Raw genomic sequence first — 14,326 nt, forward strand, 5'->3', positions numbered from 1 at the left:
CCGGCCCCGGCGTTGCCATACGCCGCTGCGCGACGCGCCCACCCCCAACCCCTCCCGCAAGCGGGAGGGGAGAGTCCTTTGATTTGCTAACCGCCCTGTCCATCCGCAATGTCGTGCTGATCGAAGCGCTGGACCTGGAGTTCGGCGCTGGCCTGTCCGTGCTGACGGGCGAAACCGGCGCGGGCAAATCGATCCTGCTCGATTCGCTGGGGCTGACGCTGGGCGCGCGCGCCGACAGCGGCCTCGTCCGCAATGGCGAGGCGCAGGCCAGCGTCATCGCGACCTTCGATCCGCCCACCGGTGACCATCGCGCCGCTGCGCTGCTGGTCGATAATGGTGTGGAGATGGAGCCGGGCGAACCGCTCATCATCCGCCGCATGGTCAAGGCCGATGGCGGCAGCCGCGCCTTCGTCAACGACCAGCCCTGCTCGGCCGCGCTGCTGCGTGAACTGGGCGGATCGCTGGTCGAAATTCACGGCCAGCATGACGATCGCGGCCTGCTCAACGCGCGCGGCCACCGCGCCTTGCTCGACGCCTATGGCCGCTGCGATACCGGCGCGGTCGGCACGGCGCATAGCGCGTGGCGCAAGGCCGCTGCCGCACTCGCCGAGGCCCGCGCCACGGTCGAAAATGCCGCTCGCGACCGCGACTATCTCGCCCATGCCGTCGAAGAATTGCGCAGCTTCGCGCCCGAACCCGGCGAGGAAGCGACGCTCGCCGAGGAACGCGCGACGATGCAGAAGGGCGCGCGCCTGACCGATGACCTCACCACCATCAGCGACTGTCTGACCGGCTCCGACGGCGGCCTCGCGCAGTTACGGCAGGCCGCCCGGCGGCTGGACCGGATCGCGGGCGAGGAACCCTTGCTGACCGCCGTCCTCGAAGCGCTCGACCGCGCCGTGGTGGAAGCGGGCGAGGCCGAGGATCGCTTGGCCGAAGCCGCTGAGGCGCTGAGCTTCGATCCCGCCCGGCTCGACAGCATCGAAACCCGCCTGTTCGACCTGCGCGGCCTTGCTCGTAAACATCAGGTGCAACCCGATGACCTCGCCGCCCTGTGCGAAGAGATGGCGGCAAGGCTGGCCGCGATCGAAGGCGGCGAGGAACATATCGCGGCGCTGGAAACGGAAGTCGCGACCAAGGCCGCCGCCTATCGCGCTGCGGCGCAGGCGCTGTCGGGCGAACGCCAACTGGCCGCCGGTCGCCTCGATGCGGCGGTGGCAGGCGAGCTTGCGCCCTTGAAACTCGACGCCGCCCGCTTCCGCACCGTGGTCGCGCCACTGGACGAGGGGCAATGGACCGCGCAGGGCATGGACCGGGTGGAATTCGAGATTTCGACCAACCCCGGCGCGCCCTTCGCCCCGCTGACCAAGATCGCGTCGGGCGGCGAACTCTCCCGCTTCATCCTCGCGCTCAAGGTCGCGCTGGCCGAGCAGGGTGGGGCGGACACGCTGATCTTCGACGAAATCGACCGGGGCGTCGGCGGCGCGGTGGCATCGGCCATCGGCGAACGGCTCGCCCGCCTGGCGCACAGCAACCAGATATTGGTCGTCACCCACAGCCCGCAGGTCGCGGCGCGGGGCGCGGGCCATCTGCTGATCGCCAAATCCAGCGACGGCACCGTTACCCGCACCGGCGTTCACGCGCTGGACGATCAGGAACGCCGCGAAGAAATCGCGCGCATGCTCTCCGGCGCAGAAATCACCGCCGAAGCCCGCGCCCAGGCGGATAGGCTGCTGGAAACGCTATAGGAGCAGATTAAGGCCGCGCGTCCCGACGGAAATGGCCGTCGCGCAGGAAATGCACGACCTGATCAACCACCGGGCGGGTGTAGATCATCGCCGTATGCGCAACGGGCAAGATCAGGTGATCAGCCTGTCCGGCCAGATGGGTGGCGGCGACGCTGACCTTGCCATCATTCGCCGCGCGGAACACAAGGCCTGGAAGCCAGGCCTGCATCGGCCGGTCACCGGCAATGATGCCCAAAGGATAATCGACGGTGCCAAAGGCCTGCTCGACGGTAGCCTGCCGCCGCGTGCGCAATGCGTCCCCAGCGCGATGCAGGATGGGACCATGGAGGCGCAGCCGATAGAGGAGATCGGCGATCTCGCTGCCACCATTGGGTGTCCCTAACATCACGACGCGACCGAGATTGGCCGGACGGTGGCGCGCCAGATAAGCGCGCAGCACAAGGCCGCCCATTGAGTGGCCGACGCAATGGACCGGGCCAGCTTGCGCCTTCGCGAAGGGCGCGATCCGCGCATGGATATACTCAACGATGCGATCGATCGGCCAACGCCACGAGGGATAACCGATATTGCACACGGCAAAACCCGCGCGACGCAGACGACGGGCGAACAGCGCAGTCTGGACCGGATGGCCACCAAAGCCGTGCAGCAATATGATCGCTTCGGGCGATGACGCGGACTGGGCCATGCTGTCGTTCCATATTAGCGCGAGCAGTATAAGAAAAAGGCGACCCTCGCAGGCCGCCCTTTCCGTCGCGCGTCTAAACGCGGTTACTTCGTGCCTTCGGCCGCCTTGGCCCTGCCACCCTTTTTGCCCTTTTTGGGGGCAGCGGGGGTGATCTCAAAGGCAAGCGCCTCGTCCTTCATATGGACATGCACTTCGCCGCCATGGACCAGCTTGCCGAACAACAGTTCTTCGGCCAGCGGCTGCTTGACCTTTTCCTGCATCAGGCGGCCCATCGGGCGCGCACCATAGAGCTTGTCATAGCCCTTCTTGGTGAGCCAGGCCTTGGCCTCTTCGTCCAGCGTGATGTGGACGTCGCGGTCGGCCAGTTGCAGTTCGAGTTGCAGCACGAACTTGTCGATGACGCGGGCGACCACTTCGGGCGGCAGATAGCCGAACGGCACGATCGCATCGAGGCGGTTGCGGAATTCAGGCGTGAAGAGCTTCTTTACCGCATCCTCCTGCACATCCTCGCGCGTCAGTTCGCCAAAGCCGATGCTTTCCTTCGCCATGTCCGACGCACCGGCATTGGTGGTCATGATGAGGATGGTGTTGCGGAAATCGACGGTCTTGCCGTGATGGTCGGTCAGGCGGCCATTATCCATCACCTGCAACAATATGTTGAACAGGTCGGGATGCGCCTTTTCGATTTCATCGAGCAGCAGGACGCTATGCGGCTGCTGGTCCACGGCATCGGTCAGCAAGCCGCCCTGGTCATAGCCGACATAGCCCGGAGGCGCACCGATCAGGCGGCTGACCGAATGACGTTCCATATATTCCGACATGTCGAACCGCTGCAGCGGGATGCCGAGCAACGTCGCCAGCTGGCGCGCAACTTCCGTCTTGCCGACGCCGGTAGGGCCAGAGAAGAGATAGTTGCCGATCGGCTTGTCGGGATCGCGCAGGCCCGCCCGCGACAGCTTGATCGCCGACGACAGCGTCTCGATCGCCTTGTCCTGGCCGAACACCACGCGCTTCAAATCGGTGGTCAGGCTTTCCAGCACGCTCTTGTCGTCGGACGACACGGTCTTGGGCGGAATGCGCGCCATGGTTGCGATGACCTGCTCGATCTCCTTGGGCGTGATCACCTTCTTGCGCTTGGACGGCACCACCAGCATCTGCATCGCGCCGACCTCGTCGATCACGTCGATCGCCTTGTCCGGCAGCTTACGGTCGTTGATGTAACGCGCCGACAATTCCACCGCCGCCTTGATCGCGTCGGGGGTATATTTGACGTGATGATGATCCTCGAACGCGGAGCGCAGCCCTGCAAGGATCTTGATCGTATCCTCGATCGTCGGCTCGTTGACGTCGATCTTCTGGAAGCGCCGGAGCAGCGCCCGGTCCTTCTCGAAATGGTTGCGGAATTCCTTGTAGGTGGTCGACCCGATGCAGCGGATCGTCCCGCCCGACAAAGCGGGCTTCAACAGGTTGCTCGCGTCCATCGCCCCGCCGCTGGTCGCGCCAGCGCCGATGACGGTGTGGATCTCATCGATGAACAGCACCGCGTGCGGCAGCTTTTCCAGCTCGGTGACGACCGCCTTCAACCGTTCCTCGAAATCGCCGCGATAGCGTGTGCCGGCCAGCAGCGCGCCCATGTCGAGCGAATAGATGACCGCTTCCTTCAACACGTCGGGCACTTCGCCCTCGACAATCTTGCGCGCCAGCCCTTCGGCGATGGCGGTCTTGCCGACGCCGGGATCGCCGACATAAAGCGGGTTGTTCTTCGAGCGGCGGCACAGGATCTGGATCGTCCGGTCCACCTCCGACGCACGGCCGATCAGCGGATCGACCTTGCCGCGTTCCGCTTTCTCATTGAGGTTGACGGTGAACTGATCGAGGGCGCTGTCCTTCTTTCCCTTGCCGTCCTGCACCTTCTTTTCCTCCTCGGCTGCCCCCTTGGTCTCCTGACGCTCGGGCGCGGGCGTGCCCTTGCCGACGCCATGGCTGATGAAGCTCACTGCATCGAGGCGGCTCATATCCTGCTGTTGCAGGAAATAGACGGCATAGCTTTCGCGTTCGGAAAAGAGCGCGACGAGGACATTGGCCCCCGTCACTTCATCCTTGCCGGAGGATTGCACATGGAGGATGGCGCGCTGGACCACGCGCTGGAAGCCGCTGGTGGGGGAGGGGTCGCTTGCCCCCTCGACCTTGAGGCTGTCGAGTTCGGTGTCGAGATATTGGGTGACCGCGTCGCCCAGTTCGCCGACTTCCACGCCGCACGCCTGCATCACTTTTGACGCATGTTCGTCATCAATCAGTGCCAGGAGGAGATGCTCCAGCGTGGCATATTCATGTTTGCGCTCCGATGCGTGGGTCAACGCATTGTGCAGCGTGGTTTCCAGAGCGGGCGCGAATGAAGGCATATCTACTCTACTCCTGACCCCAATGAAGGGTGATGGTGAACCCTATGTCGGCATTGCTCGACGGCGGATCAAGGCGCAGCGCCCGATCGCCGGAATTGCCAGACTGTCCATGCCCTAATATGCCCTTGACCGGGGCGCTTGGGGCTTGACGTGGGGTCATCGATTAAATAGCGCCTCGGCACTTGCCTTATGGTTAACGGCGCTTTGCATTTTTGCTCTGGTGCGGGCAATTTCCGCTTCCAGGGCCGATATGCGGGCTTCCAGTTCAATCACGGACAGCGGGCCTAGATCCTGTTGGATAAGCCGGGTCAGAAGATCGTCGCCCTTGCGGGGGAGGTCGTCATCCATGTCCATGGTTGCCAATGTTGACCCTGTTGCTCACGGTGTCAATATGGACGGATGCTGGATCGGGCAATTTTGATGCATCGCAGCATCGGCGGTATTAGGGGGAATCTATGGCGGACGTTGAGGCCTTGCCCAAGGAGATGATGGCGATAGGCATCGCCGCGCCCGGTGGTCCCGACGCGCTGGTGCCGATGCGCCGCGCCTTGCCCGTTCCCGGCGATGACGAGGTGCTGATCCGCGTCGCCGCTGCCGGCGTCAACCGGCCCGATGTGCTACAACGACAGGGCAAATATCCGCCGCCGCCCGGCGCTTCGGACATTCCGGGGCTGGAAGTCTCCGGCACGATCGTCGCGGCCGGGCGCAGTTCGGACATGCTTGTCGGACAGCGTGTGTGCGCGCTGCTGGCGGGCGGGGGCTATGCCGAATATGCGGTGGCGCCTGCGGGCCAATGCCTGCCGGTCCCGGCGGACTATGACATGGTGGAGGCGGCGGCGCTGCCCGAAACCCTCTTCACCGTATGGACCAACCTGTTCGAGCGGGCCTATGCCGTCGGTGGCGACACCGTGCTGGTCCATGGCGGCACCAGCGGGATCGGCACGATGGCGATCCGCCTGTGCAACCTGTTCGACGTCAAGGTCATCGTGACCTGCGGATCGGACGAGAAATGCGCTCAGGCGAAGGGCTGGGGCGCGGACGAAGCGATCAACTACCGCACCCAGGATTATGTCGAAGAAGTCCAGCGCATCACCGGCGGGCAGGGGGTGCAGGCCGTGCTGGACATGGTCGGCGGCGACTATGTGCCGCGCAACCTCGAATGTCTGGCCGAAGACGGACGCCATGTGTCGATTGCCGTGCTGGGCGGCGCGAAGGCCAGCATTTTCATCCCGACCATCATGCAGAAGCGCCTGACCCTGACCGGCTCGACCCTGCGCGCGCGATCGGTCGGCTTCAAAAGCCTGGTCGCCGACGAACTGGTCCGCAACGTCTGGCCCTTCGTCGACGAAGGCAAGCTGCGCCCGGCCATGGACCAACGCTTCGCCCTGGCGGATGCGGCGAAGGCGCACGCCCGGATGGACGCCGGCGAACATTTCGGGAAGATCGTGCTAGTAGTGTGAGGGGATGAATTGGAGCGGTCCTGCCTCACCCGCCGTCATCCTGACGAAAGTCAGGATCCATTGGCTCTCCGTTTATGTTTCGGCACGACATGCCTTCTCCCCGTCATCCCCGCGAAGGCGGGGATCCATCTCCCACCATTTCCCACAGAATAGAGGTCGGGAGATGGGTTCCCGCCTTCGCGGGAATGACGGCGTTAAATAAACTTGCAGCAATCATTCAGCCACATCGACTAAGCCAAAACCCCCGCAAAACGTAGCATTTCCGTCATATTCGGTGCGGACTTGTAACAATGGCGCGCTAAGGACTCGGTCCCAAGGATAGACGTCTTTGGGGACCGTACCATGAACGCCATTACGCGCTTGCCCTTCCTGGGTGAGATGGAACAGGGCATCGACGACCCGTTCCACATCCCGGAGCGGGCGGGGCAGCGTCGCCGCTATCGCACCATCTGGATTTCGGACATTCACCTCGGCACGCGCGGCTGCAACGCCAAGATGCTGATCGATTTCCTCGACAGCGTCGACAGCGATACCATCTACCTTGTCGGCGACATCATCGATGGCTGGCGGTTGAAGCGGCGCTTCTACTGGCCCCAGACCCACAATGACGTGGTGTGGCGGCTGATGAAGCGCGCCAAGCGCGGCACGCGGGTCGTCTACATCCCCGGCAATCATGACGAAATGTTCCGCCAGTTCACCGGCATGAGCTTTGGCGGCGTGGAAATCCGGCGCAAGGCGATCCACCAGACCGCCGATGGGCGCAAGCTGCTGGTGCTGCATGGCGACGAGTTCGACACGATCATGCTCGCGCATCGCTGGCTCGCCTTTGTCGGCGACGCCGCCTACACGACGCTGATGCGCCTCAATGTCGTGGTGAATGCGGTGCGGCAGCGCATGGGCCTGCCTTATTGGTCGCTCAGCAAGATGGCCAAGCATAAGGTCAAGAATGCCGTGTCCTTCATTTCCCGTTTCGAGGAAGTGGTGGCGCATGAAGCCGGGTCGCGCGGCGTCGATGGGGTCGTGTGCGGCCATATCCACAATGCCGAGATGCGCGAAATCGACGGCATAGAATATTATAATGACGGCGACTGGGTGGAAGGCTGCACCGCGCTGGTCGAACATGATGACGGACAGATGCAGGTGCTGCACTGGGCCGACGAGATTGCGAAGCGCACCGCCGCAGAGGGCGTGCAGCCATCGGCGCGGATGGCGGCCTAAGGGGGCAGGGGACATGCGGATAGCGATCGTCACCGATGCCTGGGCACCGCAGGTCAATGGCGTCGTCCGCACGCTCCAGACGATCCAGGTCGAACTGGAGCAGATGGGGCATGAGATCATGGTGATATCGCCCGATCTCTACGGCTCCATTCCCTGTCCGACCTATCCCGAAATCCGCCTCGCGCTGGTGCGTCCCGCCGTCGTGGGCCAGGCGATCGCCGCCTTCCGCCCCGATGCGGTGCATCTGGCGACCGAAGGGCCGCTCTGCGTCGCGGCGCGGCGCTGGTGTCTGCGCAGCGGGGTGCCGTTCACCACCGCCTATCACACCCATTTCCCCGATTATGTCGCCCAGCGCACTGGGCTGCCGGCGGCCTGGTTCTGGCGCTATATCCGCTGGTTCCACGGCCCGGCGCAGGCGGTGCTGGTGTCGACCAAATCCGTGCGCGATCAGTTGCGCGCGCATGGCGTTGCCAATGTGCGCCCGTGGGGCCGGGGCGTGGATCTGACCGCCTTCACCCCCGACGCAGTGCCGCCCGCCCTGTTCGCGGACCTGCCCCGTCCGATCCAGCTCTATGTCGGCCGGGTCGCGGTGGAAAAGAATATCGAGGCCTTCCTCGCGACCGACCATCCCGGCACCAAGGTCATCGTCGGCGACGGCCCGACCCGCGCGGCGCTCGAACGCGCCTATCCGCAGGCGCGCTTCCTGGGCGCGCTGTTCGGCGCGGACCTCGCCGGCGCCTATGCGGGCGCGGACGTCTTCGTCTTCCCCAGCCGCACCGACACATTCGGCCTGGTGATGATCGAGGCGCTGGCCTGCGGCACGCCGGTCGCGGGCTATCCCGTCACCGGGCCGATCGATATCGTGACGGCCGAAACCGGCGCGCTGTCCGATGATCTGGGCACCGCCATTGCGCAAGCCCTGCCGTGCGACCCGGATGCCTGCGCCGCCTATGGCCGCAGTTTCAGCTGGGAACGCAGCGCCCAGGAATTTCTCTCTGGCCTGCACGCCATCGACCCGCTGCTGATCGACAGCGCCGCCTGACGCTTTTCCTTGCCGAACGGGGCGGGATGGACTATCTGCCAACGGTCGCGGCCGCCCTGCTTGGGCGGCCCTTATCGTTTTTACGTGCCGGAGAAGCCCCGTGTCCCAGCCTCTTATGCCCCACGCGACCGCCAGTTGGCTGATCGACAATAGCGCTCTGAGCTTTGACCAGATCGCCGAATTTTGCGGGCTGCACATATTGGAAGTGCAGGCGATCGCCGATGACACGGCCAGCATCAAATATACCGGCCGCGATCCCGTTCGCGCCCATGAAATCACGATGGACGAAATCCACAAGGGCGAACAGAATCCCGATTATCGCTTGAAGATGCTCAAGGGGCCAGAGCCGGTGCGCCGGACCAAGGGGCCACGCTACACCCCGGTCAGCAAGCGTCAGGACAAGCCCGATGGCATCGCCTGGATATTGCGCAACCACCCCGAAATCTCGGACGGCGCGATCGGCAAGCTGATCGGCACCACCCGCACCACCATCGCCGCGATCCGCGATCGCACCCACTGGAACATCTCCAACATCACGCCCAAGGATCCGGTGACGCTGGGCCTCTGTTCGCAGCGCGAACTCGACGCGCTGGTGGCCAAGGCGGCGAAGAAGCTCGGCATCGAAGCGCCGACCGATTCGCGCCTGGATGGCGATCGCGAAGCGCTGATCGAAGAGCTGCGCCGCGAACGGAAGGACGCGTTGCAGCGCGCCGAAGACGCGCTCAAGAGCGAGACCGACCTGATTTCGAGCGTCGCCACGATCATCGATCCGTTCAGCAACAACAAGGGCGAGGTGTGATGCCGTAGCGTCACGCGGCGACCGGGACAGGTCGTTGCAATGCAGCATTTTTTCAGGGCCGCGCCGGGCTTTCGGCGCGGCCCTTTTTGCTGTGCTTGACGCTTGCGTAAAGCGGGCGATGGCCATACACTTTGGGCCATGGAGAACATAGAAAAGCTCTGGAGAGAGAATTACCGCCACCCCGCTTTGTGGGACCAGACCTTCCCGCCATTATCGATGGGGGACATGGTCACCGACAGCGCGCTGGCCCATCCCGACGCCATCATGATTGATTTCATGGGTCGAAAATTCACCTATGCGGAGGTGTTCGGCCAGATCAAGCGCATCGCCTGCGGCCTGCAGGCGATGGGGGTGCAAAAGGGCGACCGGGTCGGCCTCTATCTGCCCAATACCCCTCATTATGTCGCCGCCTATTATGGCGCGCTGATGGCCGGTGCCATCGTCGTCAACTTCTCCCCGCTCTACACCGCCGCCGAACTCGAACATCAGGTCGAAGATAGCGGGACTAAGATCCTCTTCACTTTGTCGGCCAAGGCGTTGTTGCCCACAGCGCTCAAGGTGCTGGACCATAGCAGCCTCGAAAAGCTGGTGGTCGGTTCGGTCGCCGAAATGCTCTCGCCGGTCAAATCGCTGCTGTTCCGCTGGTTCAAGGCGGCGGAGACGGCCGCCCTGCCGCATGATCCCCGCGTGCTGCGCTATGACAAGCTGATCGCCAATCCGGGTGCCTGCACCGTGGCGGACATCAACCCGGAACAGGACATCGCCCTACTGCAATATACCGGCGGCACCACGGGCACGCCCAAGGGCGCGATGCTGACGCACCAAAATCTGACCGCCAATGCGCGCCAGGCGCAGGTGATCGACCCGCACGCGAACGAGCCGGATCGCATCATCGCAGTGCTGCCCTTTTTCCATGTCTTCGCCAATACCTGTACATTGAACCGTACAGTGCTGAACGGCGGCGAAATGGTGATGCTGCCGCGCTTCGACGCAGCGCAGGTGCTGGCCGCCGTACAAAGGGTCAAGGCGACTTCGCTGCCCGGCGTGCCGACCATGTTCCAGGCGCTGCTTGATCATCCCGCGATCCGCAACATCGACTTTTCCTCGCTGCGCGCCTGTATTTCGGGCGGTGCGCCGCTGCCGCTGGAAGTCCGGCAACGGTTCGAGGAAGCGACCGGGGCGAAGCTGATCGAAGGCTATGGCCTGACCGAAACCAGCCCGATCGTCTGCACCAACCCCTATGAAGGGCTGAACAAGACCGGCACCGTCGGCCAGCCCGTGCCAGGCACGCGGGTCAAGATCGTCGATCGCGAAGATCCGACCAAGCCGCCGCCGCCGGGCGAACCGGGCGAATTGCTGTTTGCCGGGCCGCAGGTGATGAAAGGCTATTGGAACCGCCCCGATGCCGACGCCGAAGTGTTCATGGGCGACTTCATCCGCACCGGTGATGTCGGTGAGATCGACGAAGACGGCTATGTCCGCATCGTTGACCGGCTAAAGGACATGATCTCGGTCGGCGGGTTCAAGGTGTTCCCCAGCCAGGTGGAATCAGTCCTCTATCACCACCCCGCCGTCAAGGAGGCACTGGTGATCGGCGTGCCCGACCATTATCGCGGCGAACAGCCCAAGGCCTTCGTCACCCTCAATGACGGGTTCGATATCGATGACGAAGCGCTCAAGGCCTGGCTCAACCCGCAACTGGGCAAGCATGAGCGGGTGAAGGCCGTCGAAGTGCGGCTGACCCTGCCCAAGACGCTGGTGGGCAAATTGTCGCGCAAGGAACTGGTCGCGGAGGAACGGGCGAAGGCGGCCGAATTGGCGACTGGAAGCGGCGGCTGACCCTTCCTATCTATGGCATCGAACATGGATAGGAATGACGATATGACGCAGGAAGTCGCAACGCTGGCCGGTGGATGCTTCTGGTGTACCGAGGCGGTGTACCAGAATTTGAAGGGCGTCAGCGGCGTCGAAAGCGGCTATATCGGCGGCGCGCGCCCGAACCCGACCTATGAACAGGTCTGTTCGGGAACGACCGGCCATGCCGAAGCGATCCGCATCAGCTTCGACCCTTCGGTCATCAGCTATGCCGACCTGCTGGACATTTTCTTCGCCACGCACAACCCGACGACGTTGAACCGACAGGGCAATGATGTCGGCACCCAATATCGCTCCGCCATCTTCCCGCATTCCCCGGAACAGGCGGAACAGGCGCGCGCCGCGATCAACCGCGCCCAGGCGGACCAGACCGACCCGATCGTCACCACGATCGAGGAGGATGCGCCCTGGTATCCGGCGGAGGATTATCACCAGAAATATTGGGAGCGGGTCGGCGAGAGCAATCCCTATTGCGTGGCGGTGATCCCGCCCAAGCTCGCCAAGCTGCGCAAGGGTTTCGCCGAACGTATCGAGGCCTGATCACCCCGCGATGGTGCATTGCGCTTTGCTTCGTCCTTAGGCTGCGGTTAATGTGCGCTATGCCATGTCGGCGGCGAAACAACTCGGGGGCTGAAAGATGACGAAGCTATTATGGATCGCCGCGCCGCTGATGCTGGTCGGTTTGACCGGCTGCGTGGCGAAGGCTGCGCTGGACGTCGTGACCCTGCCCGTGCGCGCGGGTGCGCAGGCGGCGGACTGGGCCACGACCAGCCAGGACGAATCCGACCGCAACTACGGCCGCAAGATGCGCGAACAGGAAGCGCGTGAAGGCAAGGCGCGCAAGAAAGCCGACAAGGAACGGCGCAAACAATGCCGCGAGGCCGGCTACGATAATTGCGGCTGAAAGCTGGTTTTTTCAACACCGTTCGTCCTGAGTAGCCCCTTCGACTGCCTGCCAAGGCAGGCGCTCAGGACACGCATTGAGCGAAGTCGAAATGGCGTATCGAAGGACTGATGCTTCGATACGAGGCTTCGACAAGCTCAGCCCCTACTCAGCACGAACGGTGTTGATTCAATCTAAGATTATTATCCTATGTTTTAAGCTCACGCCGCCGCGCGTTTCAGCCGGTCGTTGATCGCCGCGCCGATCCCCTCCATCGGGACGGGCGCAACCGCGATCTTCACCGCGGCGCTGGCGTCCGCAATGTGCAGCGCCGCGAACAGGCTGGCGGCGGCCTCGCGCACATTGGCGTCGGGGCTGAGGTTGATGTGGCACGGCATCAGGCCGAAGCCGATCAGATATTCATCCTTCTCCGCCCGCAACGCATTCAACCGCACCGGTTTGGACGGCGCATAATGGCTCTCCAACTGGCCGGGCGCCTCGATCTTGTGCGCGCCATTACCGATGACCACTGGCAGACCGCTTGCCTCCTCCAGCATCGCCGCCGTCACCGGACCAGGGCGCAGCAGCCGCACCTGATCGGCGTCCGGCGCTGCGATGGTCGATTCCACGCCTTCGCTGGTCGGCCCTTCGTCCAATATCATCCGCACCTTGCCGTTCAGGCTGGCCAGCACATGTTCGGCGCGCGTCGGGCTGATCGACCCGCTGCGATTGGCCGACGGCGCGGCGAGCGGCCGCCCGCTCTCGCGGATCAGCGCGCGCATCGCCGGATGCGCGGGCAGGCGCAGCGCGACGGTGGGCAGCCCCGCCATCACCAGCGGCGACAACCCGCTATCCGTCCGCACCGGCAGCACCAATGTCAACGGCCCCGGCCAGAAACGGTCGGCAAGGCGCATGGCGACCGGGGAGAAATCCGCCAGCCGCTCGGCCATGGCCCGATCAGAAACGTGGACGATCAAGGGGTTGAAGCTAGGCCGGCCCTTGGCGCTGTAGATTGCGGCCACGGCATGGCTGTCGGTGGCATCGGCGGCCAGGCCATAGACCGTCTCGGTGGGGACCGCCACGGGCTCCCCGGCGCGGATCAACAGCGCCGCCTCGCGCAGCGCCTCGGCACCATAACGGCAGGATTTGGTGGAATAGGCTGGATTGGCGATGGTCACTGTCCCCGCGATATAGACCTCGGTAGCTTCAAGTAAAAGTCCATTGCGACAGGAGAATGACATTGGTGGACCTGCGCTTGCCGCAGCGATCATCGCTGGCTAAGCCCGGCGCATGAACGACGCCCTCCTGATCCGCATCGCCGACGCGCTCGACCGGCTCGCACCGCCGCCAGCCGCTTGCGCCGATCTTACCACATCGCCCGCCTATATGTGGGACGGCCACGCCATCCAGGCGGTGGATGCCTTCACACCGGTCGATTACGATCTGCTGACCGGCATCGACGCGCAGAAGAGCGCCTTGCTGGAGAATAGCCGTCGCCTGGCCGCTGGTCATGCCGCGCATGACGTGCTGCTGTGGGGCGCGCGCGGCACGGGCAAGTCGGCGGCGGTGGCGTCGGTCGTCGGCCGGTTGCAGCGCGAAGGGCAAGATATCGCCCTGCTGCAATGCGCGACCGATGCGCTGGCCAGCCTGCCTGCGCTGTTCGCGCTGTTGCGCGGCACCGACCGGCCGTTCATCCTGTTCCTCGATGACCTCGGCTTCGACGAGGGCGTGGGCGACGCCAGGACGTTGCGCTCATTGCTGCAGGGCGGGACGGCAGCGCGCCCGGCGCATGTCCGCCTCTATGTCACCTCCAACCGCCGCCACATCGTTCCCCGCCACCTGTCGGAGCAGGACGACCCGATCAACCCGCGCGACGTGGTGGACGACCGCATGGCGCTGTCCGACCGCTTCGGCCTCAGCCTTGGCTTCCACGCGCTCGACCAGGACGCCTATGTGGCGATCGTCAGCGGTTATGCGGCCAAGCTCGGCGTGGCATTCGACCCGCTGGAAGCGATCCAATGGTCGACCCAGCGCGGCAGCCGATCAGGCCGCGTCGCCTGGCAATATGTGGTCGAACTGGCCGGGCGGCACGGGCTAACGGTCTAACGACAAAACTATCCTCCCCTGGCAGGGGAGGTGGCTGGCCGCAGGCCAGACGGAGGGGTGTCGCCGTCTCGATAGCATGACACCCCTCCATCATCGCTACGCGCTGAC

14 protein-coding genes are annotated in these 14,326 nt (G+C 64.1%); 9 read left to right on the forward strand and 5 right to left on the reverse strand.

Translation table 11 applies throughout. The annotated features are described in order from the left end of the window. Nucleotides 1–83 precede the first annotated feature (83 nt). Nucleotides 84–1,748, forward strand: coding sequence for a DNA repair protein RecN (gene recN, locus SxD43FB_RS09375; protein WP_096061936.1), 1,665 nt, complete (start codon nucleotides 84–86; stop codon nucleotides 1,746–1,748). A 7-nt stretch (nucleotides 1,749–1,755) separates the two neighbouring features. Here the strand turns inward: recN and SxD43FB_RS09380 are convergent, their stop codons facing one another. The 4 genes from SxD43FB_RS09380 to SxD43FB_RS09390 form a co-directional block, all read right to left on the reverse strand. Then, complete coding sequence (locus SxD43FB_RS09380) at nucleotides 1,756–2,433, reverse strand: alpha/beta fold hydrolase (protein WP_096061937.1); 678 nt, start codon at nucleotides 2,431–2,433, stop codon at nucleotides 1,756–1,758. A gap of 83 nt (nucleotides 2,434–2,516) precedes the next feature. After that, the gene (gene clpA / locus SxD43FB_RS09385) at nucleotides 2,517–4,835 is read right to left on the reverse strand and encodes an ATP-dependent Clp protease ATP-binding subunit ClpA (protein WP_037476879.1); all 2,319 of its coding nucleotides are present in this window, start codon (nucleotides 4,833–4,835) and stop codon (nucleotides 2,517–2,519) included. Between the two features lie 7 nt (nucleotides 4,836–4,842). Continuing rightward, the gene (locus tag SxD43FB_RS25190) at nucleotides 4,843–4,995 is read right to left on the reverse strand and encodes a hypothetical protein (protein WP_176482728.1); all 153 of its coding nucleotides are present in this window, start codon (nucleotides 4,993–4,995) and stop codon (nucleotides 4,843–4,845) included. After that, the gene (locus SxD43FB_RS09390) at nucleotides 4,992–5,189 is read right to left on the reverse strand and encodes a DUF1192 domain-containing protein (RefSeq protein WP_069064847.1); all 198 of its coding nucleotides are present in this window, start codon (nucleotides 5,187–5,189) and stop codon (nucleotides 4,992–4,994) included. Before SxD43FB_RS09390 ends, SxD43FB_RS25190 begins: the two co-directional genes overlap by 4 nt. 101 nt (nucleotides 5,190–5,290) lie before the next feature. Between SxD43FB_RS09390 and SxD43FB_RS09395 the strand changes: the two genes are divergently transcribed. From SxD43FB_RS09395 to SxD43FB_RS09425, 7 genes are all read left to right on the forward strand, one after another. Then, nucleotides 5,291–6,295 (forward strand): NAD(P)H-quinone oxidoreductase, encoded by a 1,005-nt coding sequence (locus SxD43FB_RS09395; RefSeq protein WP_096061938.1) that lies wholly within the window; start codon nucleotides 5,291–5,293, stop codon nucleotides 6,293–6,295. A gap of 342 nt (nucleotides 6,296–6,637) precedes the next feature. Further along, complete coding sequence (locus tag SxD43FB_RS09400) at nucleotides 6,638–7,513, forward strand: UDP-2,3-diacylglucosamine diphosphatase (protein ID WP_069064845.1); 876 nt, start codon at nucleotides 6,638–6,640, stop codon at nucleotides 7,511–7,513. A 13-nt stretch (nucleotides 7,514–7,526) separates the two neighbouring features. Continuing rightward, nucleotides 7,527–8,555, forward strand: a complete 1,029-nt coding sequence (locus SxD43FB_RS09405; protein WP_096061939.1) for a glycosyltransferase family 1 protein — start codon at nucleotides 7,527–7,529, stop codon at nucleotides 8,553–8,555. Nucleotides 8,556–8,670: 115 nt separating this feature from the next. Continuing rightward, nucleotides 8,671–9,354: a DUF1013 domain-containing protein gene (locus tag SxD43FB_RS09410; RefSeq protein WP_069064843.1), complete on the forward strand. Its 684-nt coding sequence runs from the start codon at nucleotides 8,671–8,673 to the stop codon at nucleotides 9,352–9,354. A gap of 138 nt (nucleotides 9,355–9,492) precedes the next feature. Continuing rightward, nucleotides 9,493–11,193: a long-chain fatty acid--CoA ligase gene (locus SxD43FB_RS09415; RefSeq protein ID WP_096061940.1), complete on the forward strand. Its 1,701-nt coding sequence runs from the start codon at nucleotides 9,493–9,495 to the stop codon at nucleotides 11,191–11,193. Between the two features lie 42 nt (nucleotides 11,194–11,235). Further along, complete coding sequence (msrA, locus tag SxD43FB_RS09420; RefSeq protein ID WP_096061972.1) at nucleotides 11,236–11,769, forward strand: peptide-methionine (S)-S-oxide reductase MsrA; 534 nt, start codon at nucleotides 11,236–11,238, stop codon at nucleotides 11,767–11,769. 97 nt (nucleotides 11,770–11,866) lie between these two features. Further along, nucleotides 11,867–12,133, forward strand: a complete 267-nt coding sequence (locus tag SxD43FB_RS09425) for a hypothetical protein (RefSeq protein WP_069064841.1) — start codon at nucleotides 11,867–11,869, stop codon at nucleotides 12,131–12,133. A 200-nt stretch (nucleotides 12,134–12,333) separates the two neighbouring features. Here SxD43FB_RS09425 and SxD43FB_RS09430 read toward each other — a convergent pair whose 3' ends face one another. Then, nucleotides 12,334–13,290 carry an L-threonylcarbamoyladenylate synthase gene (locus tag SxD43FB_RS09430; protein ID WP_096061941.1) on the reverse strand — a complete coding sequence of 319 codons (957 nt, stop codon included), beginning with the start codon at nucleotides 13,288–13,290 and terminating at the stop codon, nucleotides 12,334–12,336. A 112-nt stretch (nucleotides 13,291–13,402) separates the two neighbouring features. On the opposite strand from SxD43FB_RS09430, the gene SxD43FB_RS09435 reads away from it, so the two are divergent. Beyond that, nucleotides 13,403–14,218: an ATP-binding protein gene (locus tag SxD43FB_RS09435; protein ID WP_096061942.1), complete on the forward strand. Its 816-nt coding sequence runs from the start codon at nucleotides 13,403–13,405 to the stop codon at nucleotides 14,216–14,218. The last annotated feature ends 108 nt before the right edge of the window (nucleotides 14,219–14,326 follow it).

The sequence above is a fragment of the Sphingobium sp. D43FB genome (assembly GCF_002312805.1).
Classification (GTDB): domain Bacteria; phylum Pseudomonadota; class Alphaproteobacteria; order Sphingomonadales; family Sphingomonadaceae; genus Sphingobium.

Coding starts and splice junctions, on each gene's coding strand:
- SxD43FB_RS09395 (WP_096061938.1), top strand. CDS start 5,291: ATGGCGGACGTTGAGGCCTTGCCCAAGGAGATGATGGCGATAGGCATC.
- SxD43FB_RS09400 (WP_069064845.1), top strand. CDS start 6,638: ATGAACGCCATTACGCGCTTGCCCTTCCTGGGTGAGATGGAACAGGGC.
- SxD43FB_RS09410 (WP_069064843.1), top strand. CDS start 8,671: ATGCCCCACGCGACCGCCAGTTGGCTGATCGACAATAGCGCTCTGAGC.
- SxD43FB_RS09405 (WP_096061939.1), top strand. CDS start 7,527: ATGCGGATAGCGATCGTCACCGATGCCTGGGCACCGCAGGTCAATGGC.
- SxD43FB_RS09415 (WP_096061940.1), top strand. CDS start 9,493: ATGGAGAACATAGAAAAGCTCTGGAGAGAGAATTACCGCCACCCCGCT.
- clpA (WP_037476879.1), bottom strand. CDS start 4,835: ATGCCTTCATTCGCGCCCGCTCTGGAAACCACGCTGCACAATGCGTTG.
- SxD43FB_RS09435 (WP_096061942.1), top strand. CDS start 13,403: ATGAACGACGCCCTCCTGATCCGCATCGCCGACGCGCTCGACCGGCTC.
- SxD43FB_RS25190 (WP_176482728.1), bottom strand. CDS start 4,995: ATGACCCCACGTCAAGCCCCAAGCGCCCCGGTCAAGGGCATATTAGGG.
- SxD43FB_RS09380 (WP_096061937.1), bottom strand. CDS start 2,433: ATGGCCCAGTCCGCGTCATCGCCCGAAGCGATCATATTGCTGCACGGC.
- SxD43FB_RS09425 (WP_069064841.1), top strand. CDS start 11,867: ATGACGAAGCTATTATGGATCGCCGCGCCGCTGATGCTGGTCGGTTTG.
- SxD43FB_RS09390 (WP_069064847.1), bottom strand. CDS start 5,189: ATGGACATGGATGACGACCTCCCCCGCAAGGGCGACGATCTTCTGACC.
- msrA (WP_096061972.1), top strand. CDS start 11,236: ATGACGCAGGAAGTCGCAACGCTGGCCGGTGGATGCTTCTGGTGTACC.